At 48.7% G+C, this 13517-nt stretch carries 19 protein-coding genes and 1 pseudogene; 17 read left to right on the forward strand and 3 right to left on the reverse strand.

Annotated elements, in window-relative coordinates; all coding sequences use genetic code 11:
- Positions 1-57: 57 nt before the first annotated feature.
- Genes ABH909_RS10995 through ABH909_RS11010 form a run of 4 tightly spaced genes read left to right on the forward strand, consistent with a single transcriptional unit; the run spans position 58 to position 3719 of the window.
- Positions 58-339 (forward strand): hypothetical protein, encoded by a 282-nt coding sequence (locus ABH909_RS10995; RefSeq protein ID WP_429433014.1) that lies wholly within the window; start codon positions 58-60, stop codon positions 337-339.
- A gap of 51 nt (positions 340-390) precedes the next feature.
- Positions 391-1467, forward strand: coding sequence for an ABC-three component system protein (locus tag ABH909_RS11000; protein ID WP_429433016.1), 1077 nt, complete (start codon positions 391-393; stop codon positions 1465-1467).
- A gap of 3 nt (positions 1468-1470) precedes the next feature.
- The gene (locus ABH909_RS11005; protein ID WP_429433018.1) at positions 1471-1902 is read left to right on the forward strand and encodes an ABC-three component system middle component 2; all 432 of its coding nucleotides are present in this window, start codon (positions 1471-1473) and stop codon (positions 1900-1902) included.
- Positions 1902-3719, forward strand: coding sequence for a hypothetical protein (locus ABH909_RS11010; protein WP_429433020.1), 1818 nt, complete (start codon positions 1902-1904; stop codon positions 3717-3719). The genes ABH909_RS11005 and ABH909_RS11010 overlap by 1 nt, the downstream gene beginning before the upstream one ends.
- A 154-nt stretch (positions 3720-3873) precedes the next feature.
- Here ABH909_RS11010 and ABH909_RS11015 read toward each other — a convergent pair whose 3' ends face one another.
- Positions 3874-4341 (reverse strand): helix-turn-helix domain-containing protein, encoded by a 468-nt coding sequence (locus tag ABH909_RS11015; RefSeq protein WP_429433022.1) that lies wholly within the window; start codon positions 4339-4341, stop codon positions 3874-3876.
- A 283-nt stretch (positions 4342-4624) separates the two neighbouring features.
- Between ABH909_RS11015 and ABH909_RS11020 the strand changes: the two genes are divergently transcribed.
- From ABH909_RS11020 to ABH909_RS11045, 6 genes are all read left to right on the forward strand, one after another.
- Entirely contained in the window at positions 4625-4966 is a 342-nt protein-coding gene (locus ABH909_RS11020; protein WP_429433024.1) for a hypothetical protein, read from the forward strand.
- 20 nt (positions 4967-4986) lie between these two features.
- Positions 4987-5391 carry a DUF6957 family protein gene (locus tag ABH909_RS11025; RefSeq protein ID WP_429433025.1) on the forward strand — a complete coding sequence of 135 codons (405 nt, stop codon included), beginning with the start codon at positions 4987-4989 and terminating at the stop codon, positions 5389-5391.
- 77 nt (positions 5392-5468) lie between these two features.
- On the forward strand, positions 5469-6032 hold the full coding sequence (locus ABH909_RS11030) for a hypothetical protein (RefSeq protein ID WP_429433026.1): 564 nt from the start codon (positions 5469-5471) through the stop codon (positions 6030-6032).
- 104 nt (positions 6033-6136) lie between these two features.
- Positions 6137-6289, forward strand: a complete 153-nt coding sequence (locus tag ABH909_RS11035) for a hypothetical protein (RefSeq protein WP_429439829.1) — start codon at positions 6137-6139, stop codon at positions 6287-6289.
- A gap of 41 nt (positions 6290-6330) precedes the next feature.
- The gene (locus ABH909_RS11040; RefSeq protein ID WP_429433028.1) at positions 6331-6867 is read left to right on the forward strand and encodes an HAD domain-containing protein; all 537 of its coding nucleotides are present in this window, start codon (positions 6331-6333) and stop codon (positions 6865-6867) included.
- Between the two features lie 229 nt (positions 6868-7096).
- Positions 7097-7465 (forward strand): hypothetical protein, encoded by a 369-nt coding sequence (locus ABH909_RS11045; RefSeq protein WP_429433030.1) that lies wholly within the window; start codon positions 7097-7099, stop codon positions 7463-7465.
- A gap of 341 nt (positions 7466-7806) precedes the next feature.
- On the opposite strand, the gene ABH909_RS11050 is transcribed toward ABH909_RS11045, so the two are convergent.
- Positions 7807-8106: a hypothetical protein gene (locus ABH909_RS11050; RefSeq protein WP_429433031.1), complete on the reverse strand. Its 300-nt coding sequence runs from the start codon at positions 8104-8106 to the stop codon at positions 7807-7809.
- Positions 8107-8305: 199 nt separating this feature from the next.
- On the opposite strand from ABH909_RS11050, the gene ABH909_RS11055 reads away from it, so the two are divergent.
- The 4 genes from ABH909_RS11055 (at position 8306) to ABH909_RS11070 (ending at position 10185) form a co-directional block, all read left to right on the forward strand.
- The gene (locus ABH909_RS11055; protein ID WP_429433033.1) at positions 8306-8605 is read left to right on the forward strand and encodes a hypothetical protein; all 300 of its coding nucleotides are present in this window, start codon (positions 8306-8308) and stop codon (positions 8603-8605) included.
- Positions 8606-8758: 153 nt separating this feature from the next.
- A complete protein-coding gene (locus ABH909_RS11060) occupies positions 8759-9256 on the forward strand; it encodes a 3'-5' exoribonuclease domain-containing protein (protein ID WP_429433035.1) in 498 nt (165 codons plus the stop codon).
- A 221-nt stretch (positions 9257-9477) separates the two neighbouring features.
- Positions 9478-9714 (forward strand): type II toxin-antitoxin system PrlF family antitoxin, encoded by a 237-nt coding sequence (locus ABH909_RS11065; RefSeq protein ID WP_429433037.1) that lies wholly within the window; start codon positions 9478-9480, stop codon positions 9712-9714.
- Between the two features lie 105 nt (positions 9715-9819).
- The gene (locus tag ABH909_RS11070; protein WP_429433039.1) at positions 9820-10185 is read left to right on the forward strand and encodes a histone-like nucleoid-structuring protein, MvaT/MvaU family; all 366 of its coding nucleotides are present in this window, start codon (positions 9820-9822) and stop codon (positions 10183-10185) included.
- Between the two features lie 150 nt (positions 10186-10335).
- On the opposite strand, the gene ABH909_RS11075 is transcribed toward ABH909_RS11070, so the two are convergent.
- Positions 10336-10935, reverse strand: a complete 600-nt coding sequence (locus ABH909_RS11075; protein ID WP_429433041.1) for a hypothetical protein — start codon at positions 10933-10935, stop codon at positions 10336-10338.
- 389 nt (positions 10936-11324) lie between these two features.
- Between ABH909_RS11075 and ABH909_RS11080 the strand changes: the two genes are divergently transcribed.
- From ABH909_RS11080 to ABH909_RS11090, 3 genes and pseudogenes are all read left to right on the forward strand, one after another.
- Complete coding sequence (locus ABH909_RS11080) at positions 11325-12026, forward strand: hypothetical protein (protein WP_429433043.1); 702 nt, start codon at positions 11325-11327, stop codon at positions 12024-12026.
- Positions 12027-12157: 131 nt separating this feature from the next.
- Positions 12158-12952 carry a hypothetical protein gene (locus ABH909_RS11085; RefSeq protein ID WP_429433045.1) on the forward strand — a complete coding sequence of 265 codons (795 nt, stop codon included), beginning with the start codon at positions 12158-12160 and terminating at the stop codon, positions 12950-12952.
- 254 nt (positions 12953-13206) lie between these two features.
- Positions 13207-13514: pseudogene (locus ABH909_RS11090) on the forward strand (heavy metal translocating P-type ATPase); the annotation flags it as partial.
- Positions 13515-13517 lie beyond the last annotated feature (3 nt).

Consider the following 13517-nt stretch of genomic DNA (forward strand, 5'->3'; position numbering starts at 1 on the left):
GTTATGCCGGCTGACTTACCAGTCAGGACTTATAAATGCGATCTTGGAGTTCAGAAAATGGACGAAGTTAAGCCAGGCTATACATTCAACCGAGCCGATTTAGTCGAATATGCGATGGACAAGCCAATAGGGGCTGCGCGTGCGGCATTGACAATTGCGCTGGAGGGGGCCGATGTATCTGCCGAGGTCGTGATTGAAAGGCTTTCGGAAAATATGGAAATTAATCAACAACTTTTGAGTAAAGTGATTAGTGCTCTGCGAGATGATCCCCGCAAGATTTTGCAGCGGATGCCAAAAGAAATGGCTGCTAGTCAGCTAGAGCGCGATCTCGGATTGTGATTGTGTTTGCTTCTAATAACTTGATGGTGTGTGCTTAGAAGAGGTCGGCTGATGTCTGATGACGAGAATCCTATCGAGTATGCTCCTGCTTCAGAGTTCATGCTCACTGCTCTTGATGTGAAAGCGGGTGAGCCGGTTCGCCCATTGGATCGACTGACTTTAATGTCGCCAGATGAGTGGGAGAAGTTTACTGAGGAGCTTGCCTACTATCTGGATAACGATTACCAGAAGGTGACAAGGTGCGCAGGGGCAGGAGATAAAGGACGTGATGTCATCGCTCGATATTCGTCAGGTGGTTGGGATAACTATCAATGCAAGCACTACGCGAACAAGTTGAGCGTTGCAGATGTTGTGGCTGAGTTGGGTAAGCTGGTGTTTTATACGTGGAAGGGAGACTACACTCTACCACGGAAGTACTTTTTTGTAACCCCGCGAGGCTGCAGCCCCAGCTGTATAGATGTTTTTGAGAATAAGTCTAGGGTTAAGTCAGAGATTATAGCTCGTTGGGATAAGATCTGCCGTGCTGGGATTACTAAGAAACAAGAGATCCGTTTGGAAGGCGATCTGCTGACATATCTTAATGGGATAGATTTCTCGTTCGTTGATGAAATGTCTTTGCAAGAAGTTATCAATAAGCATCAGAAGACGCCATTTCATTCGACGCGATTTGGTAGCTATCACTTGAAGCGTCCTGTCGTTTTGAAGGAGGCTCCCACATCAGTGGGGAAAAATGAAAAAGTATATTTAGAGGCTCTTGTAAAAATTTTGTCTCAAAGGGATAAAAAAGAATACACGCTTGAAGAGGCTAGAGATAGCAAAAACTCCGACATGCTGAACCGCGCCAGAGTTCACTTTTTTAGCGCTGAATATTTGGAGCGTTTTTCTCGTGATGGCTTTCCTGATGGTTGTTATAGCAGCTTAAAAGACGAGTGCTATGAGGCCTTGGAGGGCGTAGTTCTTGAAGAACACCGTGATGGCTTTGCTCGATTTGTAGCGACAACTAAGCATGCGGGCATTATACCTTTAGATTCACATCCGTTATTTAAATTTATACTGCACACAGATAGAAAAGGCATATGCCATCAGCTAGTGAATGACGGCAGAATAGAATGGATTGCGGAGGGGTAGGTTGTGATCTCAAAGGAAGTTTTCAATAGCTCAGTTGAAGTTGGCGCAAGAATAGTCCTTCTTTTATCCGGGCTTAATCTTAAGTTAAGCCTAGATGATCTGGTTTTTTTTGATTATGCGCTGATTTATAGTCGTGATTTTCAAGGGGAGGAGAGCCTTCACCCTGCATTGCTCAATCGCCTGGCTGAACTAGTGCGTAGGCGTGAGATATTTCCTGACTCGATAAAACTGTATGCGTCGAAAGGGCTGCTCACCACACAAGTCGACGAGTTGGGTGTGCGGTACTCAATAACTCTTGAGGGGCGGGAATTCGCTGAAAGGCTATCATCTCCGTATCACAGAAATTTTGCCAGTCGCGTGCCCTGGATCGCAGAAAATATTGAACGCCTTAGAGTTCAAAAGCGAATGACTTACAAATTGGACAGGGTGGTCTGATGTTTATCGAGAGTGTTGTAGTTAGTGGGCCAAATCTGCCAGATGCCTCTGTTTTTTTCTCAAAGGGCGCCAATGTTGTTCAAGGTGGCTCAGATACTGGTAAATCTTATATTGTTCAATGCATTAAGTTTGTTTTAGGTTCAAAAAATCCGCCGAAACCGATTGCTTTGTCTAAAGATTACACGACAGTAACAGTGAAGTTCGTTAACGACGATGGTTCTTGTTTTACGATAGAAAGGCCCCTTGAGGCTGAAGCCAAGGTGACGCTGACTGATGAGAAGGGAAAGATTTCTATTCTAGGCGTAAAACACAATCCTAAAAATAGTAGTACGCTATCTAATCAGTTCTTGAATAGGATAGGGCTGGATAAAAAAACTCTACTCTTAGGCGCCGAGTCGTTAAGAAGCAGTGCATTTTCGTTACGTGATCTTGAAAAAATTTTCGTGATTGATGAGTCTAGGATTGTGGCTGAGTATTCACCTTTGGGTACTGGTCAGTATTTGGAGCGCACCAAAGAGAAATCAATTCTGAAACTGCTGCTAACGGGCAGTGATGATGCAGCTGTTAAAGGGGCGAAGAAAGATTTAGCGTCGAAAGATACCCTAAAGCACAAAGTGAGTGCTGTTGAGGATATTATTGCGAAATTTTATCCTGGAGATGATGCTGTACAGCTCACACAACTGCAGAAACTCAACGCTTTTCGTCACGAAGTAGCAGATGCATTGGAAGTAGCGGAGGCCGAACTCGCTGCGGGATTTGAATCCAACAACGACCGGTTTAACGAGAAGACGGATTTGATCACCGATCTGGCTGAGGTTGAGGAGAGGCTTTCTGAGGATAAAAGTCTACTCCTGCGATTTGGTATGTTAGGTGAAAAGTACGAGTCTGATCGCCAACGTCTTCTCGGTATCGAGCAGGCCGCAACTCTGCTTGACGCTGTTGTAGCGGTTCCTTGCCCTACATGTGGCAACCACTTCGGTTCTGATTCATGCGAATCTAATATAGAGAATGTGCAGCAAGGAGTCGCGTTCGAACTCACTCGAATTGCTGAAAATCTTAATGAGCTTTCAGAGGCGAAAAACTCTCTCTCGATTTCGATTGAGCGCAACACTGCGAGTTCGTTGTCTATCAAAACTAGCATTGCAGTACTGGAGAAAAAAATAGCATCTGGACTTCAAGGGTTTGTCCAAAGTGTAAGTGACCTGAAAGAGCTACTGGCGTGCGTCCAATCCGACTTGACTACCTTGGATCAGCAGGTTCAAGCGAAGAGCAAGCTGAGTGATGAACTGAAAAGGCTAGGTGTTCTGCTTTTGGAGGAACAATCAGAGTTCACCGCTGAAAGCTTCATGGAAGCAGCTAAACCTCTGATAGAGGAAATTCAATCAATACTTAAGCGCTGGGGTTACCCTAATTACCTGCCCGTAGAGTTTGATATGGTTGCCAGGGATATAGTCATAGGGGGTAGCGCAAGAGGTAACTTTGGTAAGGGGTATCGAGCGATTGCGTTCTCTGCCTTTGTTCTCGGTCTTATGAATTTGCTCAGACTCTCAGGCCGGCATCCTGGTTTTGTAGTCCTTGATTCGCCACTAACTACCTACAAAGAAGGTGACGATACCCCAGAGGACGATCGTGATGAGGTTGCTGGTGATCTGATCTACGCATTCTACCGAGACATCGCTGACAATTTTACAGGGTGCCAGGTCATTATTTTTGAAAACAAAGAACCGGATATGTCGATAATTCCTTCGTTAAATTATCAGCACTTTACCAAAAGCCGAAGCCATGGGCGGTACGGTTTCTTTCCTCTTAGAGGGTAGCCGCAGGGTTTATCGGTCGCTCTGATCGCCTCGACCTCGGGGCGATCAATACCATCATTGGGTAAATGTTGTCCCTAGCTTGATGCGCAAGCTTAGCGCTAAATATTATAGAAAATAAATCAATTAGATACTTGATCCATCATTCATGCGTTGACTATCTTTTCCATATTCTATGCACCGTCGAAGGGGATACGCCTGTCACGTTAGCCGTTTCCTTTTGGGTTAGGCCTTTTTCCCGGCATTGAAGAACAGCCTGCAACTTGTCCTCAGATAGACTGCGTCCGCTTCGCTGAGATTTGAGCGATCCACCCTCCAGTTGCGCCTCGAGCCTATTCAAGAGCCCTAGGTCAGTAAGACGGTCGATTTCATCTGCGAGCATCTGCAGGCGAGCAGCATCATTGATCTGCATATCTCGTGCAGACGCAATTAGGAGAAGAGCGAGCGGGTCGCACCCGAGCGCCGATGCCACACCGCCGAGCTTTTCAAGCGTAGCTCCGCTCTTTGCATTCTCGAGATCGTGAAGGTAGGTCGGATGTATCTGGGAGGCCAAGTCCTCTCTGGACGAGCCCGCAATGGAACGGGCTACACGGAGGACTGCCGCTAGCGACTGCCTCGTGACCATGACGAACCCTCAAAAAGCGAGGATAGAGCCACATTGGCCATTTTCACGCCATCGGATATGTCCTATTATGTGAAACTGATGGTGGTGCCACGTTCACCGAGCCCGGCATGGTCGCCATAGCTGGCCAAGCATTTCGGCTGAACGATCACCATGTATTGGCTCGCCTGAAGGCTGGGTAACGCTTCATTGGGTAGAGTTTTGAGGGTGCCGCCAACGTTGCGGTCTTCGGATATTAGGATTGAACGTGTTTTTAACTAACCGCAGCGAGCTCAGGGGTACCTTTATGAAGGGCCCCGATGCGTTGCTCTTCTGGGCCACAGTCAACCTCAGTCGCTGCAGCTTCAGCTTCTTGATCGAAGGCATTGGGCTCGATGAGGGGAGCATAGGCCCGATCGCACGACTGGTAAGCGATGTGGATATCGTCAAGGCAGCATATAACGGCGACAGCTCGGTGTTCATGCATGTGAACAAAGTCCATCTGATCACCTCACCAATGATGAATGAGCAGACTGGCTACGTGATGGAAGTGCTGGCCGAGATTCGCTTGCAGCCTGGTACCGAAGTGCACCCCGTTTATGAATTCGTCACTGATGCCGGACGAATCTATACGAGTGCACGCTCATGATGGATAGAGCTGGAGGTTCCATGGCTGCAACTCTAGAAGAGGTCACTGAGTTTCTTTATGCAGCAGGGGAGGCTGCTCCCGGCTGGCAAGGCACTCCTGACCAGCTGATCAACCTCGCCGAGCAGACCTTCCCCAGGAAACCCTTCTGCCTCGTGAGGCAGTGGATTATTGCCGAATTGCAACTCAAGTACGACGAACAACAGAAGCTGACGTCTATGGGGATCCTGCCCGCGGTCGTTTATGCACATGAAGTCGTCCGTGACAGCCGACATCGTTTCCAGCCAGGGCAGTGGGTGCGCACCAATTTCGGAATATCGCATGAACACCCATGCATGTTTGAAACCAAAAGCACGGTCTACCTATTGCTTGGTGATGGTTTAAGGAAGCAAGCAGCACTCAGTACCGTTTTCTCGTTTCGCGCGTAACAAACTCAATACTTTCACTCACGCTGCCATTTAGGCAGTGCGGGTGGCTACGCCTTAAAAAATTGCAGGAGCACGTTTTGATTCGATTTGATTGCCGGCAGGTCACTGGAGTGATCGAGAAGCCACGAGTGATTGCCACCGAGCAGGGGACTGTGACCGCGCGCATCGTTATCGATGGGCAGGTGTTGCCGAATGTTTTGCTGCCAGGAAAGATTTTTGAAGAGATCGAAGCGGGGGAGCGTGTGACCCTATATGGCATCTTCACAAAGAAAAAAGACAAAACTGAAAACAAAGCCACCATCTACGCCATGAAGGGCGCGAACGGCAAGCTTGTAGCAGCGAGGCAGTACCAGATCAAAGTGCCGGTGATGTTGATGGTCTATGCAGTTCCCTTGATGATCTTGGCGTTCATTGCCGGGTGCTTCCTTTCTCCCTATCCGATTCACCTGGTTTCCGGAAGCGTTGACCCTGATTACCTAGTTCGGACAACCTTCGTTTGGGCGTTCTGGGAGGGGATCCTGGCCGGGTTGGTCATGGTGGGAATTGCGATCAATTGGATCATGAAGAGCAATGACCCGGAGAGCTGGGCAGTGATCGATGCTGTGACACTTTCTCAGCGCTTCAGCAAGGCATTTAAGTAAGCACTTCATAGCCAGGCTTCCCCTTTGGTGGAGGCTTTGGCTAAGCGAAGGGGAGGTGGCACGTGCAAATCGATGAGCACGAGCGCGAACGACGTCGAAAAGCAGTGGCTGAGGTTCTTGGCTGTCAGGCACTCGAAGGTGTGAGGCCTTCCTCTACGCACCTTGCTGAGCTGCAGCGATATGTGGATGGCCTAGTCAGTCTTGACGAGCTCCGGACGGAGTTGATTGAGCGCATACGACAGTGCTCTCCAGGGTGAGCAGATAACTTCCAGGAGGGCCGGCTTTGAGAGTCTTTACCATGTTTGATTCGAATCTCCTGGTACCTAGCCGGCTGAAGCCGAATGACCGAGTTCTATTTCTCGATTTTGATGGGGTGCTGCACCCGGACGACGTATACCGTACGCGGAGTGGCTTGGAATTGCGTGCACCCGGGCAACTCATGATGCATGCCGGAATCCTTGTCGAGATACTGAAGGAATTTCCTCAAGTCAAAATCAGCTTATCGACAAGTTGGGTGCGCATCCTCGGTTATCGCCGTGCATACGCTGCCTTACCGCCCGAGTTGCAGGCTCTCACCGTGAGTAGTACGTGGCACTCAAGGATGCCCAGAGCGCCTCTTGAGGGCTATGACATGTACAGCCGATATCAGCAGATCCGTGCTGCAGTAACTAGGGCGGGCCTGACGAATTGGATCGCCCTGGATGATGACCCTTTTGAAAGCTGGCCAGATCACGATCGACGGCTGATTCGCACTGATCCTGACCTGGGCCTTAGCTCAGTGCTGACGCAGGATGAACTCCAGGCCAGGCTTCGAGCACTGATGGAGACGGAATGAAAAGACCACTGAGCTCAACCTTGTTGTTAGTGAAGGAGAGGGTTGTCACCGCATCTAGGCTGAGCACAAGCAACCTGCACACATCTCATGTTTGGAGCCTCTAGAGCCGTTTACCTCCTTGGTCGAGGTCAAAGAACAGCACCAAGTGTGAGTGCCGCGCTTTCCACGAAAGCCGGTTAAGTAATGACCGCCGCAAATACCCGTTGAATCATTTTGGAGCTTTGGCCGGATGCCTGAAATTATCGAAGTCGAATTTCATAGTAAGTATCTGAGTGACTTTCAAATGAGTCGCCTCGTACAAGCGAGTCTCCGAAAATTCACAGTGGCCATTACGGCTTTTATCAGTGATGCAGTGATCATTGATGATAGGTGCCTTGGCGTGTCTTTCGATCAGCTGCAGCAAGACGACGCGTATCGAACAGCCAATGGCGGAATTATTCGCACAGAAAAAATCCAAAGGGCATGGAAAGAAGGGCGTTTTTGGCTTCTTGAGACACGAGAAGGAAACTACCTCGTTGGAAGCTTCAAACGTGGAGGCGGGCGGCGGAGTTTTCTTGAGTTGCTTCGTTCCGGTGAACGTCTCCAATCTGAGGATTGAATGTTCTGGGGGAGTGGAACTGCATGGCAGCTGATGAACGCTGGACAGTTGCTCGGGCAACGAGAAATTTCGATGAGTTGCTCGAGAAGGTAATCATGACGCGTAAACCGGTTTTTATCGATGGTCAGTGAAGGAGCGCTGTTCTGATCTCGATAGAAGAGTGGAACGCCGTCCAGGATGAGCTCCGCGCCCGCGTTCTGTCAGACCTCTGAGACATCGCTTGCTAGGCCTCATACAGTTTGAATTAGCAGCGCTCCGAGTTAGCCGTGCAGAGCGCTTCAAACTGCCTCTATCCCGCGAAGCTCATTTTGCCGTCGGAAGGATTCACAGCTCACCTTAGCTCAGTAACCGTACTCGTTCAGCAGTTTCTGCAAAAACTCTCGCCGCCGTTGGACTATGCTCAAAATAAAATAGTCGCGCTCGGTGTCCCTCGTCGATAAATGCCCCGCATCCACCAATCCGTGAATGTAGCCCTCGGCCTTACCTCTTGCTTCGAGCAATGCATCGATGGACGTGCTTTTGTAGATGTCTTCAGCGATGAGCTGCCACCGCTTCTTCTGGCGGTGCCCAACTGGATCGTCGGAAAATTTCGGAGCGTTGAGCAGGGTGTTGAAATCGGCATGCGCATTAGGTGTGTTCAAAGCGGGCTCTCGCAACAGTTACGTCTGTGCCGGAGGCTATCATGCGCACACTTAATGGCTTGCTGCTGGCTGGTTTTTGTAGGCGCTGGCGCGAAGGGACGACTTCAATGATGGTGCACGCTATCGGTGGCGTCTTTGAACATTGCGGAGCGTACAGGCAGTGCTATTCAGCGAGTACATTCTTAGCCCGGAGTTCGATATGGGATACCTCAGCCTAGAGGACATCTACCCCGATGACGTAAAGATATATGGCCATCTGCGGGTGGGGCTGACCGACCTCTATGTAAAAGACAATCACGCGATTTATGGTGTGGTTACGCGTGGCGAATACCGCGAGCTGACCAGCAGGTTACTGCGTGATGAAGCGGTGCAAATGATCATCAGCGCTAAGCTCGCCGCACTGCCCGAGGACTACGATCCGTGGATTAGGCGGATCGAACGCAATCGCGCCTTACGCGCTAGGTATGGGGACAAATTCGATCCCTGGGGAGACGACTGACAGACCCCACGTCCAATCACAAATGCGGCGCCTCATCTTACTCGGCCGACCTGGTAGTTACGCTCCTCGAAAATCCATCGGCACTGTAAATAGTGGGACGAACACGGGCTCCAATGACAGGCCACGCTAACAATCGTTGAAAAGGAAAGGGCGTTGAAGATATTCCTAGATTGCGAATTTACCCAGCTCAATCCGGACTCGAAGCTGATATCACTAGCGCTGGTATCGGAGTCAGGCGAAGAGTTTTACGTTGAGTTGACGGATACCTATTCGGTCGATGACTGCAGTGATTTCGTCATTCAAAACGTTTTACCGCAGCTCGATCCTCTGCGATATGGTCAGTCGCTTGTCGAAGCTCGAGCCTCACTTCGAAAGTTTCTAGGCTGCTTCGACGAGGAGCTTGAGGTGTGTTCAGATGCGCCACATTGGGATTGGGAGTTTTTCCGTTATCTCGTTTGTGCAGATCATCAACCCTGGCCAGTCCAAGTTGTGAGTCAACCGACCAACCTTACAAGCCTCTTCAATCAGCTGAATGCGGAAGCTCTTGAACAGATAGAGCTGTCTGATCTGCCGCACCATGCGTTGCTAGATGCGCGAATGCTTGCAGTGCTTTTCAAGATCTTGGCCTCCCGGCTTGTTTTGTCACCATAAAGGCGCATCACGACGCAGGCCGATCAACTTTGGACTGTGTGCTGCAGGTGATTCGAGTTTCACCAACGGTAGGGAAGTGGCAAAACTGGATTATTCCGAATTATGGCTCAGCCATAATTTTTCACTTCAAAAAGCCCCTGTAATCAGAGCAACACGTCGTCATCCAAATAGGCGGAAATTCCTGCTGTTGCTGCGACTTCGAAAGTACATAAGGGTTGATCATGAATGATCCTCGTATCCCCATCATCACTGGTGATAACAGCGTTCAGAGCAAGACCGCTGAACCGATGGAAGCTCATCCCTCCGTATCCCGAACTCTCGAACTATTGGCTGCTGACATGAATGCGTATCCGGAGCGAATGCTTCCTTTGGATACGCGTCTGGTCGCTCGCATCCTTTCGCTAGTCGATCAGATTGATGTTGACCTCAATGAGCCGCTCTTGGCGGAAGACGAATAAATCAGGGCCGCGAACCTAGACTCGCGTACACGGGCTTCCCTGGCTCTAATTTCAAATTGTGGTTTTTGGTGTATTGTTAGGTGACTAACTACATAGAGATTTATCATGTCCAAGCTCGCAGAATTCCGTCAGCTCGAAAAACATCTAGCCGAGCAGCTCCAGGCTCTCGAAGCCCTGAAAGGCGATGCCGGTCTGAAGCAAGAAATCGAATTCGAAACGAAGCTCCGCGATCTGTTGGCAAAGTACGGGTACAGCCTGAAAGACGTGATCAACTTGCTTGATCCACAGCCTGGTCGTCGCGCTCCAGCCGCCCAATCGCAACCTGGAACCCGAAAGCCTCGCCAAGTAAAGATCTACAAGAATCCGCACACCGGCGAAGTTGTAGAAACCAAAGGCGGCAACCACAAAACGTTGAAGGAATGGAAAGCCGAATACGGCTCGGACACCGTTGAATCCTGGCTGACGAACTGATTTTGGTTTTGAGTACAAAAGGCCCTGCTGGGCCTTTTGTACCGCATTAGCAATCTTGCGCTCCGGCTAAAAACTGACAACAATGAATGGCCGTTTTCAGCCGATTACTGCCTGTTACGATGGGCAGCGAAGTGCCTATTATATAGAATTTTAAACATCAATTAAACTCGTGCCAGGTTCCAATAATACATACGGGATAATTTCAGACTTCCATGAGCTGGAGTAATACCGTTTTGCTTGGTCTTCAGCTAATTGTATAAAGCTATCCCACTGCGAAGGATGAATGGTCTGGCATCCTTCACTTGAAGTTGTATTATATCCACCCCGATGGATGTTAATGCCAAAGTACCCTGTGTCTAGATAGGGGGGGGTACCATCTCTAGTTACTGAAACTTTCCCCTCGCGCTGGCAGAGTGCGAGATAATCCCCCTTGTGGTAGTCGAAGCGGTGTGCGTACCACACCCCAGGGTTCAGCGAGGCCATTCCTTTTTCAGTCCCATCTCCTTCCCCTTTTCGGTACTTAGATGGGTCAGTATTGCCGTTGTAGGCTACCATAGCTTGATGCGAATAGATAAAAATCGCATCGTCATATATACCTCTATCATTTACCTCTGGGGCGCCCATCTGATCCTTATAGTATCCTCTAATGCCAACTATAATGAGGGGGTACATTTTGCGGTCAATATTATACGGATCTAATAGTTCCATAAGTTTTTGGGTGCTAAGTCTTGGCTTTTCTAATGGTGACATAATAAGCAGCTCCGTGATATGAATAAATTTTAACGGAAGAGCATGGTAAAATTTAGTGTAGGTAATATTTGGGGTGGCGTAAGGAAAGTGATCGGCGGTATCTAATTGCCATTATCTGTTTCATCGTGTTTACAGTTTTAGTCTTCTTGGTGTAAATTTTTCATGATTCGCGTATTAATAGCATGCTAAAAAACGTATCTTCGAAGGTGTATGAACCTTGTTGGCAGACCTAGTAACGTCTCAGAGAAGATGCGGGAATCTGCAATGATCCCATTTATAGTCACTAGCGCGGAGTCTTAATTCCAATTCGTCATAAAAAAAGCTGGACGAGTTTTTTTTATCTAATACGCTCAAACCTAAAGCGCACCAGCATAGTTAGGGGTATCACCATGAAGCATACTTCCCAATATAACTTAGAGAGTAAACACTCGTTTCTGGAAAAAAATTGGGTGTTGATCGTAGGCGTCCTATTGGGAGCTATGACGATATTTTTTCTTATGGCGCTTGTAATAATGTCAACTTTCGCTCTGGTCGTCCCGCCAGGCAGCAGGTTTATAGTTATAACTATTATTGCATTTGGATTGTCTTTTTCTGGGGCTTTCATAGGGGGTAACGCTGCGGCAAAAGGTAAGATTCCATTTGTCTCTGAAGCGTACACTGCGGAGTTCAGTGCGGGAGGAGGAGTAGCTACTTTTTTGATTGTATTTGTTGCAGGTTCATTTTTATACAAGCCAGATGTTCAGCCTCCACCTTCACTGCCATGGGATGGGAAGTTAGAGAATTTGAAAAAGGCAGAGGCTCAGGTTTCAAATGTTGACGATGCAATGATTGTACGAGTTAATGAAAAACAAATAATCGAAGCCAGATATGGAGGGGTTCCGCCGGCGTTGGATATATTGGGGGAACTTAAGAAGGGTCAGAATGTAATTGAAGTGGAAGTAAGGAATGATAGCTATGGTGGATGCGCTGGCAAATTAAGGTTGAGATTTAATGATATGTATATTCCAGATTATGAGTGGTCTGTGGATAATCCTTTTGCTGGCTCGAATAGTACGTGTTACTCCGATAAAAGGATGCTAAATATACAATGAAACAATATTTTAACTAATCTAAGATCAAATATTTGATTTATTTTAAATTATGTTGGATTCAGCTTGCAGACTACGCTGAGACTTACTCTAAGTAAACTCGTTTCCGCCACCATGGCCGTGAGGAGGTGTTTATGTGCAACGCATGGAATCACCCACAAAACTGTACCTGCGGCTGGGGAGGGGAAGGGCACTCTGGGGGATCGACCTTTTCCGATTTCTTACCCGCTCCCGAAAGATGGTGGCCACGCTTGCTGTGGAACACTTACGACAGCTATGTCAATCCAAACGCCAGCTGCCCAGTGTGTGGTGCTTCCGTATTTTTTTACCAATCCCCTAATGGTGGCCGTGTCTTCTTCGACGAGCTAGGCCCTCCTTGGCCCAAACACCCTTGTACAGACAACACTAGCCGACCAGGAAGAATCTCTTCTGTCCCTACCGTAACAATCGAACGTGCCAACTATGCTTGGCAGAATTCAGGTTGGCAGCCGTTTCTTATCAAGTCGATCGTCGGCATCGACAAAAACTTCCTCAAGATCACTGTAGTGCTGCATGACCAGCGCATTTGCCTCTACATAGAGCGTCTAGTGGAACACCATCTGCACGATCAGGTATTTTCCGAGAAAAGCCTTGCTCATATTAAAGCCAGCACCGACACCAGCTATCAACTGTCGATCCTCCTACCAAATGGCGTGCCGATCACCATTAACGCCTTCATGCTTCTAGCTGATGCGAGAAATGATCTGACACAGAGGATCAGTATGAAGAAAACCAAAACGACTCGCGGAAAATCATCCTTCCCTACGCAGCCGAGCGAACGCCCAAAAGCACTCATCAGTGAGCCGAACAGCGTATCCCAGCGATCTTCAGCCAATACGACGATGGCACTTGCCTTTAGGAAGGCTCAAGAACGGGAGGAAAAATCCTAAGCTTCCAAACAGCCCATATATCTGCCTGCATGGAATTGGCAGTTACGTTAAATCAGCCCCCACAGCTGGGCCAGCCTTGGTGAAAAGCCAATTCGGAAATGGCCACCAAGTCGGTACGCTACGTACTACCAGCACCCTGGGCAATGGTAAACCCCCAAAGACTTCTCAGCTTGCAGTTGAATGCTCAAGATAATTCACGATTCTGGCTCCTGTGAAACCGATTTTTCTAGTGCAATAGTCTAACGTGTCAGCCAAACGATGCACCGGCCCTGTCAAATCCCAGATCGGCTTTGCCATGGCCGCCGCTGGTACGGGAAGCGCCGTTGAAACGGCAGACGTTGCGTTGATGAATGATGACCTGCGAAAGATCCCGGCCTTTGTTCGCCTGTTCCGACAGACCGCATTGGTTTTCTAGCAAAACATCAGGTTCGCGTTCGGAATCAAGGCAGTGTTTCTGGTGTTCACCTTGATGGACTTGGCCACCATGTGGATGGCTGTATTTGCGGGCGTTGGAGTGAGCTTACTCGTGGTTCTCAACGGGCTCCGATTGCTGAAGAAATAAAGC

The sequence above is a fragment of the Pseudomonas sp. BS3782 TE3695 genome, assembly GCF_050435305.1.
Taxonomy (GTDB): Bacteria; Pseudomonadota; Gammaproteobacteria; order Pseudomonadales; family Pseudomonadaceae; genus Aquipseudomonas.

What these genes read in the sequence shown, in the direction of transcription:
- ABH909_RS10995 (WP_429433014.1), top strand. Translation starts at nt 58, where the DNA reads ATGGACGAAGTTAAGCCAGGCTATACATTCAACCGAGCCGATTTAGTC.
- ABH909_RS11000 (WP_429433016.1), top strand. Translation starts at nt 391, where the DNA reads ATGTCTGATGACGAGAATCCTATCGAGTATGCTCCTGCTTCAGAGTTC.
- ABH909_RS11010 (WP_429433020.1), top strand. Translation starts at nt 1,902, where the DNA reads ATGTTTATCGAGAGTGTTGTAGTTAGTGGGCCAAATCTGCCAGATGCC.
- ABH909_RS11015 (WP_429433022.1), bottom strand. Translation starts at nt 4,341, where the DNA reads ATGGTCACGAGGCAGTCGCTAGCGGCAGTCCTCCGTGTAGCCCGTTCC.
- ABH909_RS11020 (WP_429433024.1), top strand. Translation starts at nt 4,625, where the DNA reads ATGAAGGGCCCCGATGCGTTGCTCTTCTGGGCCACAGTCAACCTCAGT.
- ABH909_RS11025 (WP_429433025.1), top strand. Translation starts at nt 4,987, where the DNA reads ATGGCTGCAACTCTAGAAGAGGTCACTGAGTTTCTTTATGCAGCAGGG.
- ABH909_RS11040 (WP_429433028.1), top strand. Translation starts at nt 6,331, where the DNA reads ATGTTTGATTCGAATCTCCTGGTACCTAGCCGGCTGAAGCCGAATGAC.
- ABH909_RS11045 (WP_429433030.1), top strand. Translation starts at nt 7,097, where the DNA reads ATGCCTGAAATTATCGAAGTCGAATTTCATAGTAAGTATCTGAGTGAC.
- ABH909_RS11055 (WP_429433033.1), top strand. Translation starts at nt 8,306, where the DNA reads ATGGGATACCTCAGCCTAGAGGACATCTACCCCGATGACGTAAAGATA.
- ABH909_RS11065 (WP_429433037.1), top strand. Translation starts at nt 9,478, where the DNA reads ATGAATGATCCTCGTATCCCCATCATCACTGGTGATAACAGCGTTCAG.
- ABH909_RS11070 (WP_429433039.1), top strand. Translation starts at nt 9,820, where the DNA reads ATGTCCAAGCTCGCAGAATTCCGTCAGCTCGAAAAACATCTAGCCGAG.
- ABH909_RS11075 (WP_429433041.1), bottom strand. Translation starts at nt 10,935, where the DNA reads ATGTCACCATTAGAAAAGCCAAGACTTAGCACCCAAAAACTTATGGAA.
- ABH909_RS11080 (WP_429433043.1), top strand. Translation starts at nt 11,325, where the DNA reads ATGAAGCATACTTCCCAATATAACTTAGAGAGTAAACACTCGTTTCTG.
- ABH909_RS11085 (WP_429433045.1), top strand. Translation starts at nt 12,158, where the DNA reads ATGTGCAACGCATGGAATCACCCACAAAACTGTACCTGCGGCTGGGGA.